13 protein-coding genes and 2 pseudogenes are annotated in these 18,655 nt (G+C 34.7%); 13 read left to right on the top strand and 2 right to left on the bottom strand.

The window, feature by feature from the left end; all coding sequences use genetic code 11:
* Positions 1-69 precede the first annotated feature (69 nt).
* The 3 genes and pseudogenes from PLX19_RS07620 to PLX19_RS07610 all read left to right on the top strand — a co-directional run.
* Positions 70-2,013: an AMP-binding protein gene (locus PLX19_RS07620; RefSeq protein WP_272187899.1), complete on the top strand. Its 1,944-nt coding sequence runs from the start codon at positions 70-72 to the stop codon at positions 2,011-2,013.
* A 221-nt stretch (positions 2,014-2,234) separates the two neighbouring features.
* Positions 2,235-2,462, top strand: coding sequence for a hypothetical protein (locus tag PLX19_RS07615; protein WP_272187898.1), 228 nt, complete (start codon positions 2,235-2,237; stop codon positions 2,460-2,462).
* 77 nt (positions 2,463-2,539) lie between these two features.
* Positions 2,540-4,492: pseudogene (locus PLX19_RS07610) on the top strand (ABC transporter permease); the annotation flags it as partial.
* 230 nt (positions 4,493-4,722) lie between these two features.
* Here the strand turns inward: PLX19_RS07610 and PLX19_RS07605 are convergent.
* Both PLX19_RS07605 and PLX19_RS07600 read right to left on the bottom strand, forming a co-directional pair.
* Positions 4,723-5,289: a DUF2812 domain-containing protein gene (locus PLX19_RS07605; RefSeq protein ID WP_272187896.1), complete on the bottom strand. Its 567-nt coding sequence runs from the start codon at positions 5,287-5,289 to the stop codon at positions 4,723-4,725.
* Positions 5,276-5,593 carry a PadR family transcriptional regulator gene (locus PLX19_RS07600; RefSeq protein ID WP_272187895.1) on the bottom strand — a complete coding sequence of 106 codons (318 nt, stop codon included), beginning with the start codon at positions 5,591-5,593 and terminating at the stop codon, positions 5,276-5,278. Before PLX19_RS07600 ends, PLX19_RS07605 begins: the two co-directional genes overlap by 14 nt.
* A 394-nt stretch (positions 5,594-5,987) precedes the next feature.
* Between PLX19_RS07600 and PLX19_RS07595 the strand changes: the two genes are divergently transcribed.
* The 10 genes and pseudogenes from PLX19_RS07595 (at position 5,988) to pulA (ending at position 18,363) form a co-directional block, all read left to right on the top strand.
* The gene (locus PLX19_RS07595) at positions 5,988-6,167 is read left to right on the top strand and encodes a small acid-soluble spore protein H (RefSeq protein WP_272187894.1); all 180 of its coding nucleotides are present in this window, start codon (positions 5,988-5,990) and stop codon (positions 6,165-6,167) included.
* Between the two features lie 329 nt (positions 6,168-6,496).
* Complete coding sequence (locus PLX19_RS07590) at positions 6,497-7,213, top strand: histidine phosphatase family protein (RefSeq protein WP_272187893.1); 717 nt, start codon at positions 6,497-6,499, stop codon at positions 7,211-7,213.
* 520 nt (positions 7,214-7,733) lie between these two features.
* Positions 7,734-9,227 carry a M1 family metallopeptidase gene (locus PLX19_RS07585; protein WP_272187892.1) on the top strand — a complete coding sequence of 498 codons (1,494 nt, stop codon included), beginning with the start codon at positions 7,734-7,736 and terminating at the stop codon, positions 9,225-9,227.
* 319 nt (positions 9,228-9,546) lie between these two features.
* Positions 9,547-9,660: pseudogene (locus tag PLX19_RS26145) on the top strand (small, acid-soluble spore protein, H family); the annotation flags it as partial.
* A gap of 187 nt (positions 9,661-9,847) precedes the next feature.
* Entirely contained in the window at positions 9,848-10,009 is a 162-nt protein-coding gene (locus tag PLX19_RS07575; RefSeq protein WP_272187891.1) for a hypothetical protein, read from the top strand.
* Between the two features lie 75 nt (positions 10,010-10,084).
* The gene (locus tag PLX19_RS07570) at positions 10,085-10,633 is read left to right on the top strand and encodes a nucleoside deaminase (protein WP_272187890.1); all 549 of its coding nucleotides are present in this window, start codon (positions 10,085-10,087) and stop codon (positions 10,631-10,633) included.
* Positions 10,634-10,745: 112 nt separating this feature from the next.
* A complete protein-coding gene (locus tag PLX19_RS07565; RefSeq protein ID WP_272187889.1) occupies positions 10,746-11,534 on the top strand; it encodes a class I SAM-dependent DNA methyltransferase in 789 nt (262 codons plus the stop codon).
* Positions 11,535-11,594: 60 nt separating this feature from the next.
* Positions 11,595-12,089: an 8-oxo-dGTP diphosphatase gene (locus tag PLX19_RS07560; protein ID WP_272187888.1), complete on the top strand. Its 495-nt coding sequence runs from the start codon at positions 11,595-11,597 to the stop codon at positions 12,087-12,089.
* A gap of 962 nt (positions 12,090-13,051) precedes the next feature.
* The gene (locus PLX19_RS07555) at positions 13,052-14,851 is read left to right on the top strand and encodes a Xaa-Pro dipeptidyl-peptidase (RefSeq protein WP_272187887.1); all 1,800 of its coding nucleotides are present in this window, start codon (positions 13,052-13,054) and stop codon (positions 14,849-14,851) included.
* 941 nt (positions 14,852-15,792) lie between these two features.
* Positions 15,793-18,363, top strand: a complete 2,571-nt coding sequence (pulA, locus tag PLX19_RS07550; protein WP_272187886.1) for a type I pullulanase — start codon at positions 15,793-15,795, stop codon at positions 18,361-18,363.
* The last annotated feature ends 292 nt before the right edge of the window (positions 18,364-18,655 follow it).

Genomic DNA, 18,655 nt, shown 5'->3' with positions numbered 1-18,655 from the left:
ATTTATATATGAGTGAGAACGCCCTGCCAAAGGGTTTTCTTTTTCAAAAAAATTAAGGAGGGACAAATTGTGAAGCAAGCAGTTTGGTTTCCAACAGAGGAATATAAAGCAAACACACGCTTATATAAATGGATGCAATCGCTTGGTTATGGTGATTATGAAACATTTTATGAAAAGTCTATTGAAGATCCAGCGTGGTTTTGGGAAGAAGCAGAGCGAGCTGTAGGGTATCAATGGATGCGGTCTTATACAGAAGTGTTAGATTTAGCAAACGGTATTCCATTTGCTAAGTGGTATGTCGATGGAACTTGCAATGTTGTTGAATCTGCACTATCTCGTTGGATTGCAGAAGATGATACGAAAACAAAGCAGGCTCTTATATGGGAAGGTGAAAACGGTACATCAAAATCATTTACATATGAAGATTTAGATGATTGGGTAAGCCGGGTTGCAAATGGTTTAAAGCATTTAGGAATTGAAAAAGGAGATCGTGTAACCATTTACATGCCAATGATTCCAGAAACAGTAGTTGCCATGTTAGCTGTCATGAAAATTGGTGCAATCATGTCTCCTATTTTCTCAGGATTTGCTTCCGATGCAGTGATGACACGTGTACAAGCAGCGGGATCTAAAATGATTATTACCGCAGATGGATTTGCTCGCCGCGGTAAAACAGTTTCTTTAAAAGAGGAAGTAGATAAAGCGTGTGAGCATTGCCCAAGTGTTGAAAAAGTCGTAATCGTTCGTCATGCCGGAAATGAATTTACACCGCAGGATTATGATATTTCATGGAGTGTTCTTGAAAAAGACAAACCATTTACGCACGCAGAAGAAATGGAAAGTGACGACCCGCTTATGCTTATTTATACATCTGGTACAACTGGGAAGCCAAAAGGAACAGTACATACGCACGCAGGATTTCCGTTAAAAGCAGCATTTGATGCTGGTTTTGGTATGAATGTGAAACAAGGTGACCGTGTGTTGTGGATTACTGATATGGGTTGGATGATGGGGCCGTTTTTACTATTTGGTTCTCTTCTTAACGGTGCAACGATGGTTATATATGAAGGTGTTCCTGATTATCCAGAACCAGATCGTTTATGGGAAATGGTTGATCGTTATGAAGTAACGCATCTTGGTATTTCACCAACGTTAATTCGTTCATTAATGGCAAAAGGCGATTCATGGGTGGAGAAACATTCCTTGCAGAGTTTAGAAGTAATCGGTTCAACAGGTGAGCCATGGAATCCAGATCCATGGATGTGGCTCTTTGAAACAGTTTGCAAAAAAAGAGTGCCAATTTGTAACTACTCAGGTGGCACTGAAATTTCTGGTGGTATTTTTGGAAACGTCCTCATAAAACCAATTGCGCCAATTAGTTTTAACGCATCGCTGCCAGGAATGGCCGCTGTTGTATTAGATGAAAATGGTGTACCAGTTCAAAATGAAGTCGGAGAATTATGTCTTGAAAAGCCGTGGGTCGGTATGACGAAAAGCTTCTGGGAAGAAGACGATCGTTATGTAAGTACATACTGGTCCCGTTTTGAAAACAAATGGGTGCATGGTGACTGGGTATTATACGATGGAGAACAATATATTATTACAGGGCGTTCTGATGACACGTTAAATATTGCCGGAAAACGCATTGGACCTGCGGAGTATGAGTCCATTCTTGTAAAACACCATGATGTCGTCGAAGCCGGAGCAATTGGAGTTCCAGATGAAGTGAAAGGTGAAGTATGTCATTGCTTTGTTGTGTTACGTGAAGGCACTGTGTTTACACCAGAACTAAAAAAAGAATTACTAAGTCTAGTAAACACTCATATTGGGAAAGCATTGTGCCCGAAAGATATTCATGTTGTCGAAGATTTACCAAAAACACGTAATTCAAAAGTGATGCGTCGTGTTATAAAGGCAGCGTTTCTAGGAAGAGAACTTGGAGATTTATCTTCACTTGTGAATCCTGAGGTTGTGGCAAATATTCAAGGAATACAGTCGCAGAAACAATTGTAATTTTAATCATAGTAGTTATAAAAACAGTATAATTATACAATGTTACACATTATTTAATTATTAGTACATCACTTGTTGGAAAGTGGTGTACTTTTTTCTTTGTAGACTACTACACGGTTGCATTTACTAAAGTATTTATTTTACGTAAAATAAAAATGGGTTATTTTGTAAATATAAAAACCGTAATCAAGAAAATGGATTATAAGAATAGGGGGAGTACTATGACTCGCTGTACGAATTGTAAAACAAAGTGGAAAGCAAAAGATGTGTGGTCACTTTTTATGAAAAATGACGGGAAAGATTGTCCGTACTGTAATAAAAGACAATATTTTTCAGATGAAACCTTTCGCTTTTCCAGTGAAATTTTACGTTGCCTCTTTTTATTACTTTTTCCTTTCTTCGTCGAATTAAGTGATAAGAGTCCTTTAAGAAACTTTAAGAAGAAATAATATAGATTTATCCTGTTTTATCTAGCAACCTCTTTTGTGTATGAGTATTAATTGTGAAATAGAGATTTACAGAAAATACAGTTAATGAAGCTTTAATTGGATTGGGTGATAAAGTTAACGTTTCTACTTTCAAAAGTAAAGTGCAAGAACAATTACCGCAAAGCAGTGTAATTGACATTCAGGATAAAGAATTAGAAAAACAAAAAGATTTGCATATGTTACTTCCATTTCTTCAACTATTTAGCGTATTAGCTCTTGGAATCGCAGCAATCACAACTTCAAATACAATGAAAGTAATCATTGCTTCGCGTACACATGATATCGCTGTCATGAAATCAGTAGGAATGAAAACGAGATCTATTATTCGCTATTTTTTGCTAGAAGCGTTCTGGCTAGCAATTCTCGGAACAGCTGGTGGGATTGGAATTGGATTATTAGCTAGTGTTTGGCTCACCACATATTTATCAAGTGTACTTTCCTTACCTCTTACGTGGGGAATGTCATGGTCTGTTGTTGGTACTACAATCATCGTCGGATTTGTCGTAACCTTTTTAGCATCATGGATACCAGTAAAAAGTGGAATGCGTGTGTCACCTCTTCAAATGTTACGAGATACAGAGAATACTAGTGTTAATTATTCGTTACCTTTTAGGAAAAAACTTCAACTTTTTATTTTAGTTTGTGGTATTCTTTCTGCTTATGTACATAAAATAGCATTTACAGCAAATGAGAATGGTAGTGTGATGTTTAAGTGGCTCCTTGCTTTTCTCCTTACAACTGGAGTTGTGTTATGTATTGTTGCTTTCGTTCGTTTGATTGGGTTTATATACGCTTTATTATTCCGAATGATTGGCACTTTGAAAAATAGGGTGCCACAAAGTCTTTTTCTTGCCTTACACAATATAGCTGCTACGAATAAACGAAATGGATTATTAGCAGTTACCTTAACGATAGGCGTCGTTTCTGTAGTTTCCAGTCACGTATTTGCTGATAATTTAATTGAATCTGTGCAAGGACAACTAGAAAAAGAAGCAATGGGAAATCTTCTTATTACAAGTTCAGCTAACGATGAAGAAAAAGTGGAAAAGCAAATTAAATCGATGAAGGAAATAAAAGCATGGAAAAAAGGTTATCAACTAGATGGAAGGCTTCAAAATATTAACGGTGAAGAAGCGACAACGAAATACACCCAAAAAGTAAAAGAAGATAAATTTTTTAGTTCAACTAAAATTTCAGTAGAAGGTATAGATACCGCTCTTGCTTCCAAAGCATATATCATATCTGAAGGGCGTGATTTAACATCGGCGGATGCAGGAGGAAAAAAAGCAATCCTGTTGGATAGTTATAAAAAGCTAGGGATAAAAACAGGTGATACAGTTGATGTTCAAATAGGAAATGAATTGGTGAATTGTGAAATTGTCGGTTTCTTTCAATCAGGTATTGTAAAAACAGTAGGTATTCGAATTCCAACAAAAACATTAGTTACATATGGAAAACCGAATCGCATTACCTATTCATTAGATAGTGATCCAAAACAAACGAATACGATTCTAGCAGAGTTAAACAATAAACTTCCTAATTCAGCAATGGCCTATTCAATTTCCGCTACGGCAATCGATAGTCTACAATATATCATTCATATACAAAGTACTTTCTTTTCTATCGTAGCATTATTTGCATTTTTAACGGCTGTTTTGACAATTGGAAATCAAGTGGTCATTCGCTTACTTCAACAAACTCGGGATGTAGCGATTATTAAGACAGTAGGTATGTCTTCCAGTAATTTAATGAAGTCTATTTTATTAGAAAACACCATCATTTCCTTATCAGCCGGATTAGTCGGGGCTGGAGTTGCTTTAGCTTTTTCAGGAGTTGTTTTACGATTCTTATTCCAAATGCCAATGAAAATCGATGTAACTTGGTCTATTTTTGGCATCCTGTTATCTGTTATAACAACAGCAATTGTTGTCTGGATCGCAGCAAAACAATCGTTATCAGCTAAGCCGATTCATCTATTGCAAAGTAAATAGATGTATATAACGAATGTAAAAACGTAGTTATAAAAAGACAATAAAGCTACTAAATTTTAAAACCTAAAACAAGCATAACCCCGTTCTAAATTTAGGGCGGGGTTAAAATATAGTTGTTTAATTTTCGATATAAGATACCTCACTGTACTCAAAAATATAACAATAAAGTCGTTTGAAAATCTAAGGTTTATTCAACAATAGCGCCCGATTCTGGAAGATTTCAAAAACGCTTATTTTTCTTTTAACATAGAATACTTTCGATAAGTTTTATAGAAACTGATACCAAAGAAAACAACCATAAGAGTGGTAAGCGACTTCAAAAGGGCAAATGGAGTTTCAAATAAAAATGCTTTCCAAAATAATGCACCTTTCATACTCCAAAGACCTTCATGATATAATCCCGAATCCTTGTAAAATATATAAGAAAGAGGCAATAACAGTATACATAAACCAAATGAATAACCCATCAATCGTTTATAATAATTACTCTTTGATTGGCGATCCGAGAAGATTTCATTTTGATCATCATCTTCTTTTTGCCAATATCGAACCCCACCAAGCCAGGAGTCATTTATATAAATCCAACCGAAGTCTTCATATATCCCTATGTAATCTTTGAACTTTTCCTTTGATAAATAATCTTGATAATCCAATCGCATCACATATCTCTTGTCGGTTTTTTCGAAAGTGTATATTCCTAATCCACTAATATTTGTACAACGATAGCCTTTTTGTAATTGCTCGTTTAGCCATTGCTCCTCTTTTTCAAAATCAAAAAACATCTTAAATTTCTTCATTCGATTCACTTCCTTTGTACAGGGATAAAATATGCAATAACCTGTTTTGTTCCATTTTCAAAATGGCGCTTCCTTCCGCAGTTATCATATAAACTTTTCTCCGACCTGACTCTCCAACAGGTTCAATCCAACCATGCTTATTCAAGTTTTCAATCGCACCGTATAATGTACCAGCTGCTAAAATAACAGTACCGTTACTTATCTTTTCTATCTTCTGCATTACGGCATAGCCATGGAGTGGCTCACGCATAGCTAATAAAATATAATGCATGGTTTCAGACAACGGTAATAATTTATGTTTCATATCCTCACCCTTTACTCAGTTTGACTATATAGTTCAACTTAATAACAACTTAATACAGTTCAACTGAATAGTCAACGAAATTTTCAAAATTGGTCAAAGGAACTTATAGTAAATAGCTTGATAACAAGGGGAAAATCAAGCTAAAAAGTCGCTTTCCTTACATAAGGGAAAGCGACTTTTTGTGTAGTCTTATTCAATTAAATGGCCCAATTGTTGAATAACATGATCAGCATTTTTTAAACAACTTTATTATCTCTGGAAAGTAGTTCGATGACAAAAATCAAACTACGTTTTTTAAGTTCACTTTTTGTTTATTGGATATGGATTCACCAGAATATTTGAGGGAGTGAAAGTCAATATTATAATTGTTAAACGAAAAAGGAGGTTTATAATGATGAACAAGCAACGTGCACAAGAGATTGCTGCTTCACCAGTTATGGCGAATGTAACCTACAATGGGGAGCAAATCTACATTCAAAATGTAAATGAAACGAACGGAACGGCAAGAATTTATCCTCTAAGCGAACCGAATAATGAACAAGAGGTTTCTGTATCTAGCTTAATTGAGCATTAAATAAAAAAATTTGTAGTCGTAGCTGTAGAATTAAATCTGATTTTTTTATAAAAAGAGTGAAATTCTGTATTAATAATGCGGGAGTTCACTCTTTTTATTGTTATAAGAAGATAACTGAGTTAATGCAATAGAAAATCTCTGGATGTTAACACTTATATCGTGTTAGCGTACAAAATGGAAAGTCTAACCCTATGGATGCTATAATTGTAAAAGAATACAAGCTAGTACTGATTATAAAACTCCTCAAGAAATAGAGGATTAAGCTAAATTTCAATTTTTTTATTCAGTAATTTACACAGATAGATTATAGCCTAAAAGGAGAGAAAGTAATGAATAAGATGGAAAAGAGTAATAATACATTAGATAATATCGTAACGTTATATATTACTAGACACGGTAAAACAATGTTAAATGCTAGTGGGCGTGTGCAAGGTTGGGCGGACTCTCCATTAGTAGAAACGGGTGTTGAAGTAGCTAAACATTTAGGAAATGGCTTAAAAGATATTCATTTTGTTGCTGCATACAGTAGTGATAGTGGTCGTGCTATTGAAACTGCTAACTTAGTATTAAAATATAGTGAGCAATCAAAGTTAAAACTTGTACAAAGGAAAGACATACGTGAATTAAATTTCGGAATTTTTGAAGGCGATAAGAATGAAAATATGCAAAAAATGATTGGGGTTGTTGCTGGTGTGAAATCAGTAGATGAACTAATGGGGTTATCGCTTGAAAAAATTGTAAATTTCATTGTAGCGGCAGACGATACGAAGCAAGCTGAGGATTGGAAAACCTTTTCCACCCGTATAAAAAGAGAACTTGATAAAATTAGTGAAGAGACTACCCAAAATGGTGGAGGTAACGTTTTAATCGTATCTCATGGAATTACAATCACAGCATTAGTAGATATGATTGATAATAGTAAAATAAAACTTGGATTAGAAAATGCAAGTGTAACTAAAATTCACTATAAAGATGGAGAGTATACAATCGAATCTGTTGGTGATATGAGTTATGTTGAAAAAGGTAAAGAAAGTGCAATAGTATAAAGTAATAGAATGAGAAGAAGGCAGATTTCTTACGAGAGTCAGAGACTGTTTTTTTTCGTAGTGGAATCCTGTCATTAGGACTGACTGTGTTAATTATAAAGAACCTCTCAAAAAAATTGAGAGGTTACTTTTTTTAGTAAATACTTCTTAGATAAAGAATGATGAACTATATAGAGTATCAATTGGAAAGAAAGGGGGCTTTCCTCGTGAGTTACGTACAATAATGGAACTAGATCATATAGAGTTAATTATTAAAATGGTTGAAATGGAAGTGAAGTAACTCCTAGCTATTATGGCAGCCAGATTAATAGAAGGAATACCTGAAAGTGAAAAAGATGATTTATATAAACAAGTGCTTTCTTTTATTTGAGATGAAATAAAAAATTTTTTATTAGAATTTAAAGTAAAATATTTAAGATTTCCTCTATAACTTTCTCAAGTAATTTCAAATAAAATTCCAAGGGATTTTTACAGTTTATGGCGAATTTATGTGGTGAAAAATGGAAAAGGGGGAGTTTTTATGAAAAAGTTTGTAAAACAGACTGCAAAATGGGTAACAGCTTCGACATTTATGGCTGGTATATTATTTCCTTCTGGACTTACTATAAGTGCTTCGGAAAAGGATTACCCTGTAAAAGGAGCATACGATCCAGCAGTTACATCTCCTGTTCACCTGGAGACACCATTTCAGTCGCAATTTATGAACAAGCAAGGACAAGATATATTTGGTCCAGCAAATCCAAACTATAAAATGAGCGTTTACTATGATTCTATCAATCACACTATTCAAGGAAAAATGACAGTCACTTTTACGAACAATACTCGTACGCAGCTGAACGAACTTTATTTTAACTTGTGGGGAAACGCAGAAACATCTAAAGAAAATGGCGGAATTATGTCTGTTTCTAATGTAAAAGTAAATGGGAAAACAGCAAAATTTGCTGTGGATAGTACTGCACTGCATATTTCATCTGTTCAAATTCCTAATAATCAAAAATCTACTGTATCGATGGATTTTGTAGTTCGTGTACCGGAACGACAAGATCGTTTTGGTTGGAACAAAAACACAGCTTCGCTTGGAAACTGGTTCCCAATTCTAGCAGTATACGATAAAGAGGGCTGGAATGTAGATGCTTATTTTCCATATGGAGAATCTTTTTATTCTTTAACTGGAGATTTTGATGTAACACTTATGACTGAGAAAGACCAGGTCATTGCAACGACAGGAACGGAAACGGGACAACCACATATTTCAGGAAATTTAGCAACGCATCATTATAAAGCCGAACAAGTTCGTGATTTTGCAATAGAAATGGATCCAGCTTACAAAGTAAAACAAAAGGAGGTAAATAATGTAAATATTAATGTGTATTATACAGATGAACAAGCAAAATATGCTGATTCTATGCTTGAGGCAGGGATTGAGAGCATCAAGCTGTTCAGTGACCGTTTTGGAGAGTATCCATGGCCAGAACTAGATATCGTTGGCATGGAAGGCTGGTTTGGTGGAATGGAATATCCACAATTAACGATGATAAGTATCGCTAAAAATCCTTCTCAAGAATGGGTTAAAAATGTTACTGCGCATGAGATTGGACATCAATGGTTTTACGGCATTATTGGAAATAATGAGCACGATGAAGCGTGGCTTGACGAATCATTTGCTAGTTTTGCAGCTGCGCTCTACAGTAAAGAGCTTGATCAACTAAAGGCAGAACCTGTTGGAGACTATCATCTTTCGTATCCTGTTTCAACATTTGCTGAACGTGCTGCAGAAGGCGGGATTGAGGCATATTATAAAATGATTTATGGTTACGGTTCAAGAACAGTTAATGATCTTCGTCTTGAACTTGGCGATGAAGTCTTTTACAAAGCGATGAAAGATTACTTTAATGAAAAGAAGTTTGGTGTGAGTACGACAAAAGATTTTATTCAAATTATGGAGAAATCAACCGGAAGAGATTTGGCAAATTTCTTTGCGTCACATAGAATATTTGTTTCTGATCAAGAATAAACGTATAAATAAACCTGTCGTGAATCCAATTCGGCAGGTTTTTGTGTTTAATCTTTACGCTTAATTTTACATACCTCACTATAAATTAGTTGTTTTTTAACTTTTTTGTTTCCTTAAGTTTTCGAATCATCATGGATAAAAGTTCAATCATCGACAAAAAAAGTCTTGATGTAATTCCGAAGACCATTGATTCATTACAGAATAATTTGTGGGAGTGAAGTTCACATTAAAATTAGAAAAAGAGGTTATAATCATGAATACACAACGTGCAAAAAAAGACTGTGACTTCATCTGTTATGGTTAATTAACCTATAACGGGGTTCAAATCTATATTCAAAATGTAGATGAAAATAATGAAACAACGAGAATCTATCCTCTTAATGATCTAAATAACGAACAAGAGATTCCATTATCCAGCTTAATAGAGTATTAATTGCTTACATGTTTTCTCAATAAAAACAGCTGCCGGAAAAATTTCGACAGCTGTTTTTTATTGTCTCAAATCCTATACATTGATTTTGAATTAACTATTTTCTACAACAATATCTCCCTTGAATTTTGTCGAATAAAGAAGGGAAAGGAGCCTATGGAAAGGAAATAAATAGAAGGCGTATAAAAGATTGATGAAAGTAGGACTAACTAATGAAAGAAAAAATTGGAGCAGGAAATACAGCAGAGGTCTATTTGTAAGAAGAAAGAGAAATATGGCGGCAAGATTAATAGGAGGAATACCTGGAGGTGAGAAAGATGATTTATATAAGCAAGTGCTTTTTTTTATTTGAGATGAAATAATATAGAATTTATTAGAATTTGAAACAAATATACTAAAAATTCATAGAGGGAGGATGGAATGTAATATGTGGCAAACATTATCCAAACCATGGAAAGAATGTTTCACTCAAGCTTGGTTATCGTATTGTAACGGTTCATTTCCCATTGGTGCTGTTATAGTAGATGGAAGTGGAAATATCATTTCAAAGGGTAGAAATACAGTTTACGAGACGGAAGTGATGCCGAATGAAATATGTAATAACAAAATTGCTCATGCAGAAATTAATGCAATCTTAAAAATAAACAATTTAGAAACAAATACAACGCGTAAGGAGTATGAACTTTATTCTACGATGGAACCATGTCCTTTATGTTTTGGTGCAATTGTTATGTCTGGGATACGAATTATTCATTATGCAGCAAGAGATAAGATGGTCGGAGCAACAAATTTGAAAGACGGAAATACTTATTTACAAGGGAAAAATATGAAAGTTTCAGGTCCTCATAGAGAACTTGAAATTGTCCAATTTGTTCTGAAGACAGATTTTGTATTGGGGAGAGGACATGATGTAGACCGATTATTACAAACATGGGAGCAAGATTGTCCGATTGGCATTGCGATAGGTCGAAAATAGTATGAGTCAAATAAGCTAGTGCAAGCGAAACAAGAAAAGAAAGGCATCTCAATTGTTATGGATGAAATGATAAGTGAAGTAGCAGTTTTTTAGGAAGAGGTGAAAGAAAAGAATGGATGTAAATTTTGAAGAAAGAAAATATACTTTTGATGATATTGCCGAAGAATATGAGAAAATAAGACCGACATATCCAAAGGAACTTTTTCAAGATTTGTTCACGTATGCAAATATTGAAAAGGAAGATCGAATTCTTGAAATTGGTTGTGGTACAGGTAAAGCAACGGAAGGACTCGCCCAGTTAGGATATAAGCAGATTGATTGTATTGAGCTAGGGGAACAATTAGCACAATTTACCGCTTCTAAATTTCGAAATGAGAATGGTATACACGTGTATCAAGGGGATTTTGAAAGCTGGGAACGGCAGGGTGATTTATATTCGCTTGCTGTTTCAGCAACAGCGTTTCATTTTATAAATCCTGAAATTGGCTATCAGAAAGTAGTGAATTTACTGCACAAACATGGGACAATGGCCTTCTTTTGGACATATCATTTACAACCTGATACAGATGTCTTTCGAGAGGTTGGAGCTTGTTATGAAAAGTATGCTCCGCATTTACATCCTAATCAGTTACCAACTCCAGAAGAATTAATTGAGGAACGAACAAATCTAACAATGCAGCATGATTTGTTTCAAAATTTAGTTGTTAAAACCTATAACTGGACTGATACATATACAAGTGATGATTACATTGCATTATTACATACGCAATCTGCCCATCGTTTACTTTCAAAAGAGGTAAAAGAAAAATTGTTCCATAGTATTCATAACGTAATTGAAAAACATGGCGGGAAAATTGAAAAACCACAATTTGTTGCGTTGTATTTAGCGAGAAAAAAATGATAAGAGATTTCTTACAATACAGTTTTCAGCAACGAATCTACATAAGGGAGGGAATGTTTGATGAGTAATTTTGAATGCAAAATGTTAACGATGTGTATGGTGCAAGATGGAGATAAAGTTCTCCTTATGAATCGTCCGGATCGTTTAGGTTTTCCGGGGTACATTGCTCCTGGTGGAAAAGTCGACTTTCCGGAAAGTATTGTAGACGGAGCGATCCGAGAAGTACGTGAAGAAACAGGTTTAATCGTAAAAGATATTATCTTTAAAGGAATCACTGAGTTTTGTGAGCCAAATACAAAGTTACGATATATGGTATTTAATTATTTGGCCACATCTTTTGAAGGCAAGCTACTTGATGAGCCGCCTGAAGGAGAGTTAGTGTGGGTGGATATAAAAGATGTGCTAAATTTACCGATGCAAGATTGGTTTAGAAAAAGGTTTCCACTATTTTTTGAACCGGGAACATTTGAGTGGCATTCGGTATGGGACAAAGAGCGGGATATTGTTTTAAATAGGGTGGAGAAACATTATAGGATAGTGCCCGCAAAATGCTAATTATGTACGTTAAGCAATCCGTTCTGCCATTTTTTGGTGATTGTGATGTTACGCCATGATAGGTGGAGAGGAAGAAACGTATATTGCAAAGTAGCTTAGCCCACTTACCTTGTACAAAATGAATTTAAAACTTTTTATAGATATGTTATAAAAGCACAGAAATTTATGTTATATGAGGTGAATTAATGGGAAAATACGTACTATCAAAAATGATTGGGATTGTCTTAGGGGGATTAAGGATTATTGCTACGTTAGGATATGGCTTTTTGTATTTATAGTGTATTTCTTAACTTGATGGCAATGAGATTTTATAGATACAATTTTGCTTTAGCTTAATGGGCATATGTCGGGATTCCTAACAGAATTATTTGGGACATCAACATAAATATGAAGGTTTTTATGTATATCCCTAATGTAAAACTTTTAATTACAGAAGCTTCTCGTTATTTAATGTAATTTTCAAAAAAACAATGTATTGTTTGAAGGCGCTTTATGTTACGTGATAGCATATAGATAATTTAATCAAGGCGGTGGAACATTATTGGAATCAGATGGTGACTCGGATAGGTGGCTGAACTATCTCAATTTTCTCAGAATACCCCTAATAATTATGAGAATTTAAGTTATATACAATAATATTTTAGGTTGTATACAGCAGTATTAAGGGAATGAGAAGGGCGTAGCCAATGAGTATGGATGGCTATTTACCATCTCGATTGTCCGACTGTTATTTGTAATTCTAAAAGAATCTTAGGGAATCGTAATACTATTGTAATCTATTTATAGAGAAAAAATTTTCGTTTTGGATATGCTTCAAAAGCTTAACTTGATAGCGATGTGGGCTACTTCATAAGAGAAAATATTACAAATTTCTCAAGTCTTCACCTTTTGGAAAACTGAATTTTCTGTCATTTCGTTGTATAGTAAAAGAAGTGATAGAAAAAAATAAAGGGGGAAGGAATTTGAAGAAAAAACAGTTTGTAATTGCACTTTCAGCAATGTTTTCATTAATCCTCACATCAAGTATCTATAGTACTACAGTACATGCAGAAAAAGACAAAGAGCGTTCGATAAAATTTTCTTTGTTACCATTGAATGGTAAAGTGCCAGAAACAGTAGCTCAATCAACAAAAATTGAGTTGGAAAATGGAATGACCAAGCCTATTTATTCAATTGATGAAGCAATTGTAGAAAAGTTATATGTAGAAACTGAGATTGATAGTGACCTAGATTGGAAAAAGGATCTTGTTTCGATAAAGGTGATGCGACCTAAAACAGAACCGGGTGTGAAAGTTCCTGTTATTTATGAAATGAGTCCTTATCGTTCAGGGATAAATAATGTACCAGCTTATAATGTAGATGAAGAATTATATCCTACGGAAGGTAAACCTTATGCAGAACCAGCTAACCTCGGTTCATATGGGAATTATTATGTTCCTCGTGGATATGCTGTTATTTTAGGCGAAAGTATCGGAACTGGGAATTCAGGTGGATGTCCAACAACTGGTGACGAACAAGAGATTATCGGTACAAAATCTGTTATTGATTGGGTAAATGGAAGAGCAAAAGCATTCAATGAATATGGTGATGAAATAGAAGCGGATTGGTCTACAGGGAATGTTGGGATGACCGGAGTGTCATATAATGGTACCCTACCAAATGCTGTTGCAACAACAGGAGTTGAAGGATTAAAAACAATTATTCCAATTGCGGCAATTAGTAGCTGGTATGATTATTACCGTGCAAATGGAGCAGTCATTGCACCAGATGGTTTTCAAGGTGAAGATGCAGATAAAATGGCCGAAGCAGTACTAACACGATATGATCCTGAAGTTTGTAATAAAGCCATAAAAGAACTAACTGATGGGCAAGATCGAAAAACAGGAGATTATAATGAATTTTGGGATAAGCGTAACTACGTGAAGGGTGCCAAAAATGTGAAAGCAAGTGTATTTGTTGTACATGGCTTAAATGATTGGAATGTAAAGACAAAACAGTTTGCAGAGTGGTGGGAAGCTCTAGGAGAAAATAATGTTCCCCGCAAAATGTGGTTACATCAAGGAGAACATGGTGGTACTTCCGAGAATAACTGGGAGCAAACACAAAATAAATGGTTTGACTATTGGTTATACGGTATTGAAAATGGCATTATGAATGAACCGATGGTAGATGTACAACGAGAAAATAAACCGTGGCAAAAATTAAAAAATTGGCCAGACCCTGCAGCAGTTCCATCTAAAATGCGTATGCTTTTAAGCAATAAAGCAGTAGATTTACCGCTTAGAATGGGGGCTGTGCAACAAGTCTTCTCATTATTAGATGATGCAAAAATAAAATCGAATCAATTAGTAGCAAATCCAGAATTAGAATCACCAAATCGATTAGTATATGTAATGCCTAAGCTCGAAAAAGAAATGAGAATAAGTGGTACACCAAAAATTTCATTTAAGGGAAATATTGATCGTCCAGTCTCAAATTTAACTGCATTACTTGTTGATTATGGCGGTGCAAAACCAGAAGTTGTGACGAGAGGATGGATGGATCCACAAAACTTGAATGGAAAAGAACGGTCAATGCCAATTATACCAGGGAAAGATTATACATTTACATGGGACATGCAGCCGGATGATTATGTATTTCAACCCGGCCATCAAATAGGAGTCGTATTAATTGCAAGTGACTATGACTATACGATTCGTCCAAAAGCAGGGACGAAACTTACAGTGAAATTAAGTGAAGTAACATTACCAATTGTAAAATAGAAAAAAGCCTCTGAATGGGGGCTGTTGACAAACTCTTCGAGTTTATCAATTTCTTCAAGCGTTTTAAGGGCCTGTGTAGTACGATAGCCTATACAGGCTTTTTTATTTTGGAGGCTTCATTTGCTATAATGGGAAAACAAAAAGTTTGTTAAAAGTCTATCGAGTTAAGAAATTCTTTGTTCTCCAAAATAACAAGGGAGTACTTTAAAATCTTAGCCTGATGGGTATTAGCTGCACCTCTAAAAAAAAGATTTAATCTTCATATGGATTTTTTTCTACAACCTTGGATGCTAACAATAAATTAGAAGATTTATCAGCAACTTGTTCAGCGTTATTAGATTGAACTATGATGTAGCGAATTTTCAAAAATCATATTTGAAATCGTATCGAAACTGGAACATAATGAGAAAAAAATCGGGGTGAGGAATCACTACGAAACCCCCTAACTTAGCAATAAGAATAGTAATTTTAGTAGGTGTTGGAGCTACAATGAAGTCTCAAAGTCAAAATATATCCATGATTTTTCTCTTAAAGGATTTACAACTTTAAATGTTAACAGAATTTGAAATATGTACACAAAATAAAAACGGATAATTAATAATATATTGACCCCTTTATAGAAAGTACTATAAAATTGAAAGCGGTAACAAACGGTTTCCTAAAAAGATTTTCTATGATCTTTTGATATTTAGCGATATAACAAGGAATAAGTAAATCTTTTTTTGTGATTTAATGCAAACGTTTTCGTAGATTTTTGTTATTTCTTTTTATGTTTGATTTTCTTATTAAAAGATTATTGAAATAAATACGAATACATTCAATATGGGGGTGTTATAAAGAGATTTTCAGATTAACTTAAGCCGTGTTACTTAGTTAGTAACACATAGTTTTGAAATGAACATAATCAATTGTTCGTAATATTTTAAGGAAGGGTGAATGGAGTGCAAATTACAAAAAAATTAATAAACAAGACGATGTTATTGCTTACTGTAATGGTCATGCTATTATCTGGTTTTTCTTTTCAGATTGCGAAAGCAGATTCAAATACGAAAACAACTGAAATTATCATTCATTATAAGGAGAAGTCTGGAAATACAAAAGATTGGAATCTTTGGATGTGGGCCGAAAATGCGAGTGGCAGGTCCTATGAATTTACTGGGGAAGATGAGTTTGGTAAGTATGCTAAGGTGAAAATGGATGGTGACTATAATCGTGTAGGATTTATAGTTCGTACGAATGAATGGGAAAAAGATGGTGGTGATCGTTGGATCGAAAATATTAAGGATGGCCGTGCTGAAGTATGGGTTCTTTCTGGCGATGATAAAGTATACAATTCTAAACCTTCTTCTGAACTTTCTATTCAGAAGGCCATTATTGATAGTTTCAATGAAATTACTATAACTACCAATGTTCCATTCAATAGTAAGGAGCAAAAAATTGAAATTGAGGGCGTTAACATAGAGAAAGTTAGTCCTTATGATACAAATAATGGAGATATGACCAATAAGGTCAAAATCATTACAGAAAAGAATCTTGATTTAAAAAAAACATACAAAATCAAAATGGGAAATTCCATTGAAGCTAATACTGAAATTGGTAAAGTAATTCGTAGCGAGGAATTTGATCATTTATTTTATTATGATGGTAATGATTTAGGTAATGTATATACGCCATGGGAAACAAAGTTCCGTTTGTGGGCTCCTACTGCGAGTGAGGCAAAGTTGGTCGCTTACAAAAAATGGAATGATGAAAAAGGTACTGAAATAAACATGGGACAAGGTGAAAAAGGAACTTGGACGGCAAAGCTTAAAGGTGATCAAAAAGGCCTTTTTTATACATATAAGGTGAAGATTGGTGATAAATGGACTGAGGCCGTTGATCCATATGTGCGTGCTGCTTCTGTGAATGGTGATAAAGGGGCAGTCGTTGATTTAAAAGAAACAAATCCGAAAAATTGGAAGTGGAATAAAAAACCAAAATTAAAAAATCCGGAAGATGCGATTATTTATGAGTTGCAAGTACGTGATCTTTCCATTCAACCTGAAAGTGGTATTAAACATGAAGGGAAATATCTTGGTGTAACAGAAAAAGGAACGAGAGGACCCAAAGGCGTAAAAACAGGTCTTGATCATATTAAGGATCTTGGTGTTACTCATGTCCAGTTTTTACCGATATTTGATTATGCTTCAGTAAATGAAGAAAAGTTAAATGAACCACAATATAACTGGGGATATGATCCGAAAAATTACAATGTACCAGAAGGCTCGTATTCTACTAATCCTTATGAGCCGACTGTTCGAATTACTGAATTAAAGCAGATGATTCAAACACTTCATGACAATGATCTTCGTGTTGTGATGGACGTGGTATATAATCATATGTACAATGCGGCTGAATCCAATTTCCATAAGTTAGTTCCAGGTTATTATTATCGTTACAACGAGGATGGTTCACTCGCAAATGGAACTGGCGTAGGGAATGATACGGCTTCTGAACGAAAGATGATGAGGAAATTCATGGTAGATTCCGTCACGTATTGGGCAAAAGAGTATAATTTAGATGGATTCCGCTTTGATTTGATGGGTATTCATGATGTCGAAACAATGAATGCGATACGTAAAGCCGTTAATAAAATTGATCCTTCTATTATTATTCATGGAGAAGGGTGGGATTTAAATACCCCTCTTGCGTCTGAGTTGAAGGCAACTCAAAAAAACGCGGAGAAAATGAAAGGAATCGCTCATTTTAATGACGATATTCGTGATGGATTGAAAGGCAGTGTATTTGAGGAGAAGGATAATGGTTTTGTGAACGGAAAACAAAGCATGGAAGAACGCATGAAAAAAGGAATTAAGGCTGGTATGGATTATGATAAAAAAGTGTCTACTTATCAGGATCCTGAGCAGGTTCTGACATATGTTGAAGCACACGACAACAATACATTATGGGATAAGCTTGCGTTGACTAATCCTGGCGACAGTGAAGAAGTACGTAAACAAATGCACAAGTTGTCTTCTTCCATCATATTAACATCGCAAGGGATTCCATTCTTGCATGCAGGTCAAGAGTTCATGCGTACAAAATATGGGGATCATAATAGCTACAAATCTCCTGATTCTATTAACCAGATGGATTGGGTGCGCCGCGCGGCATTCGGTAAAGAAGTAGATTATATGAAAGGCTTAATAGAGTTGCGTAACAACCATCCAGCTTTTCGCATGACATCTGCTGAACAAATAAAAAAACATCTAGCGTTCATTGATGCGCCAAAAAATGTTGTAGCTTATACAATAGATGGCAAAGCAAATGGTGATAAAACTGAAGGCTTTGTTGTAGCTCACAATGCGAATAGGGAAACCGTGGAAATTACTCTTCCATCAAAAGGTCCTTGGAAAGTGCTAGTAGATGGTGAACATGCAGGAAATAAAGTGCTTTATGTTTTCCATGATAATAAGATTAAGGTTCCTGCATTAAGTTCATTTGTTTTAAAAACAGAAAAACCGATCAAATAAGAATAGATTATATAAAAAGAAATCTTGCTTAAAAAATTCACTAACCATATCGGAAGTTTGGTAACGTTGGTGTATTCAATAAAAAATTATTTTAAGCTAGCAGTTAAATAACAGATAGCAGCAGAGATTGTAAAGAACTCTGCTGTTTTTTTACATAATAATTGTTTAAATCATGTTCCGTATCCTAGTGTCTATTGAGTATTAATAAAGTATAGAAAATGAATTGAGGATTCAGTAGAATAAGATTGAATAGTTGAAAATAACGATGCGGATAAAACCAGGAGGTACATTA

Source organism: Bacillus sp. BP-3, assembly GCF_028401955.1.
GTDB lineage: Bacteria > Bacillota > Bacilli > Bacillales > Bacillaceae_G > Bacillus_A.
This window is presented reverse-complemented; position numbering and strand designations above follow the sequence as displayed.

What these genes read in the sequence shown, in the direction of transcription:
- PLX19_RS07615 (WP_272187898.1), top strand. Translation starts at nt 2,235, where the DNA reads ATGACTCGCTGTACGAATTGTAAAACAAAGTGGAAAGCAAAAGATGTG.
- PLX19_RS07605 (WP_272187896.1), bottom strand. Translation starts at nt 5,289, where the DNA reads ATGAAGAAATTTAAGATGTTTTTTGATTTTGAAAAAGAGGAGCAATGG.
- PLX19_RS07600 (WP_272187895.1), bottom strand. Translation starts at nt 5,593, where the DNA reads ATGAAACATAAATTATTACCGTTGTCTGAAACCATGCATTATATTTTA.
- PLX19_RS07595 (WP_272187894.1), top strand. Translation starts at nt 5,988, where the DNA reads ATGAACAAGCAACGTGCACAAGAGATTGCTGCTTCACCAGTTATGGCG.
- PLX19_RS07590 (WP_272187893.1), top strand. Translation starts at nt 6,497, where the DNA reads ATGAATAAGATGGAAAAGAGTAATAATACATTAGATAATATCGTAACG.
- PLX19_RS07585 (WP_272187892.1), top strand. Translation starts at nt 7,734, where the DNA reads ATGAAAAAGTTTGTAAAACAGACTGCAAAATGGGTAACAGCTTCGACA.
- PLX19_RS07570 (WP_272187890.1), top strand. Translation starts at nt 10,085, where the DNA reads ATGTGGCAAACATTATCCAAACCATGGAAAGAATGTTTCACTCAAGCT.
- PLX19_RS07565 (WP_272187889.1), top strand. Translation starts at nt 10,746, where the DNA reads ATGGATGTAAATTTTGAAGAAAGAAAATATACTTTTGATGATATTGCC.
- PLX19_RS07560 (WP_272187888.1), top strand. Translation starts at nt 11,595, where the DNA reads ATGAGTAATTTTGAATGCAAAATGTTAACGATGTGTATGGTGCAAGAT.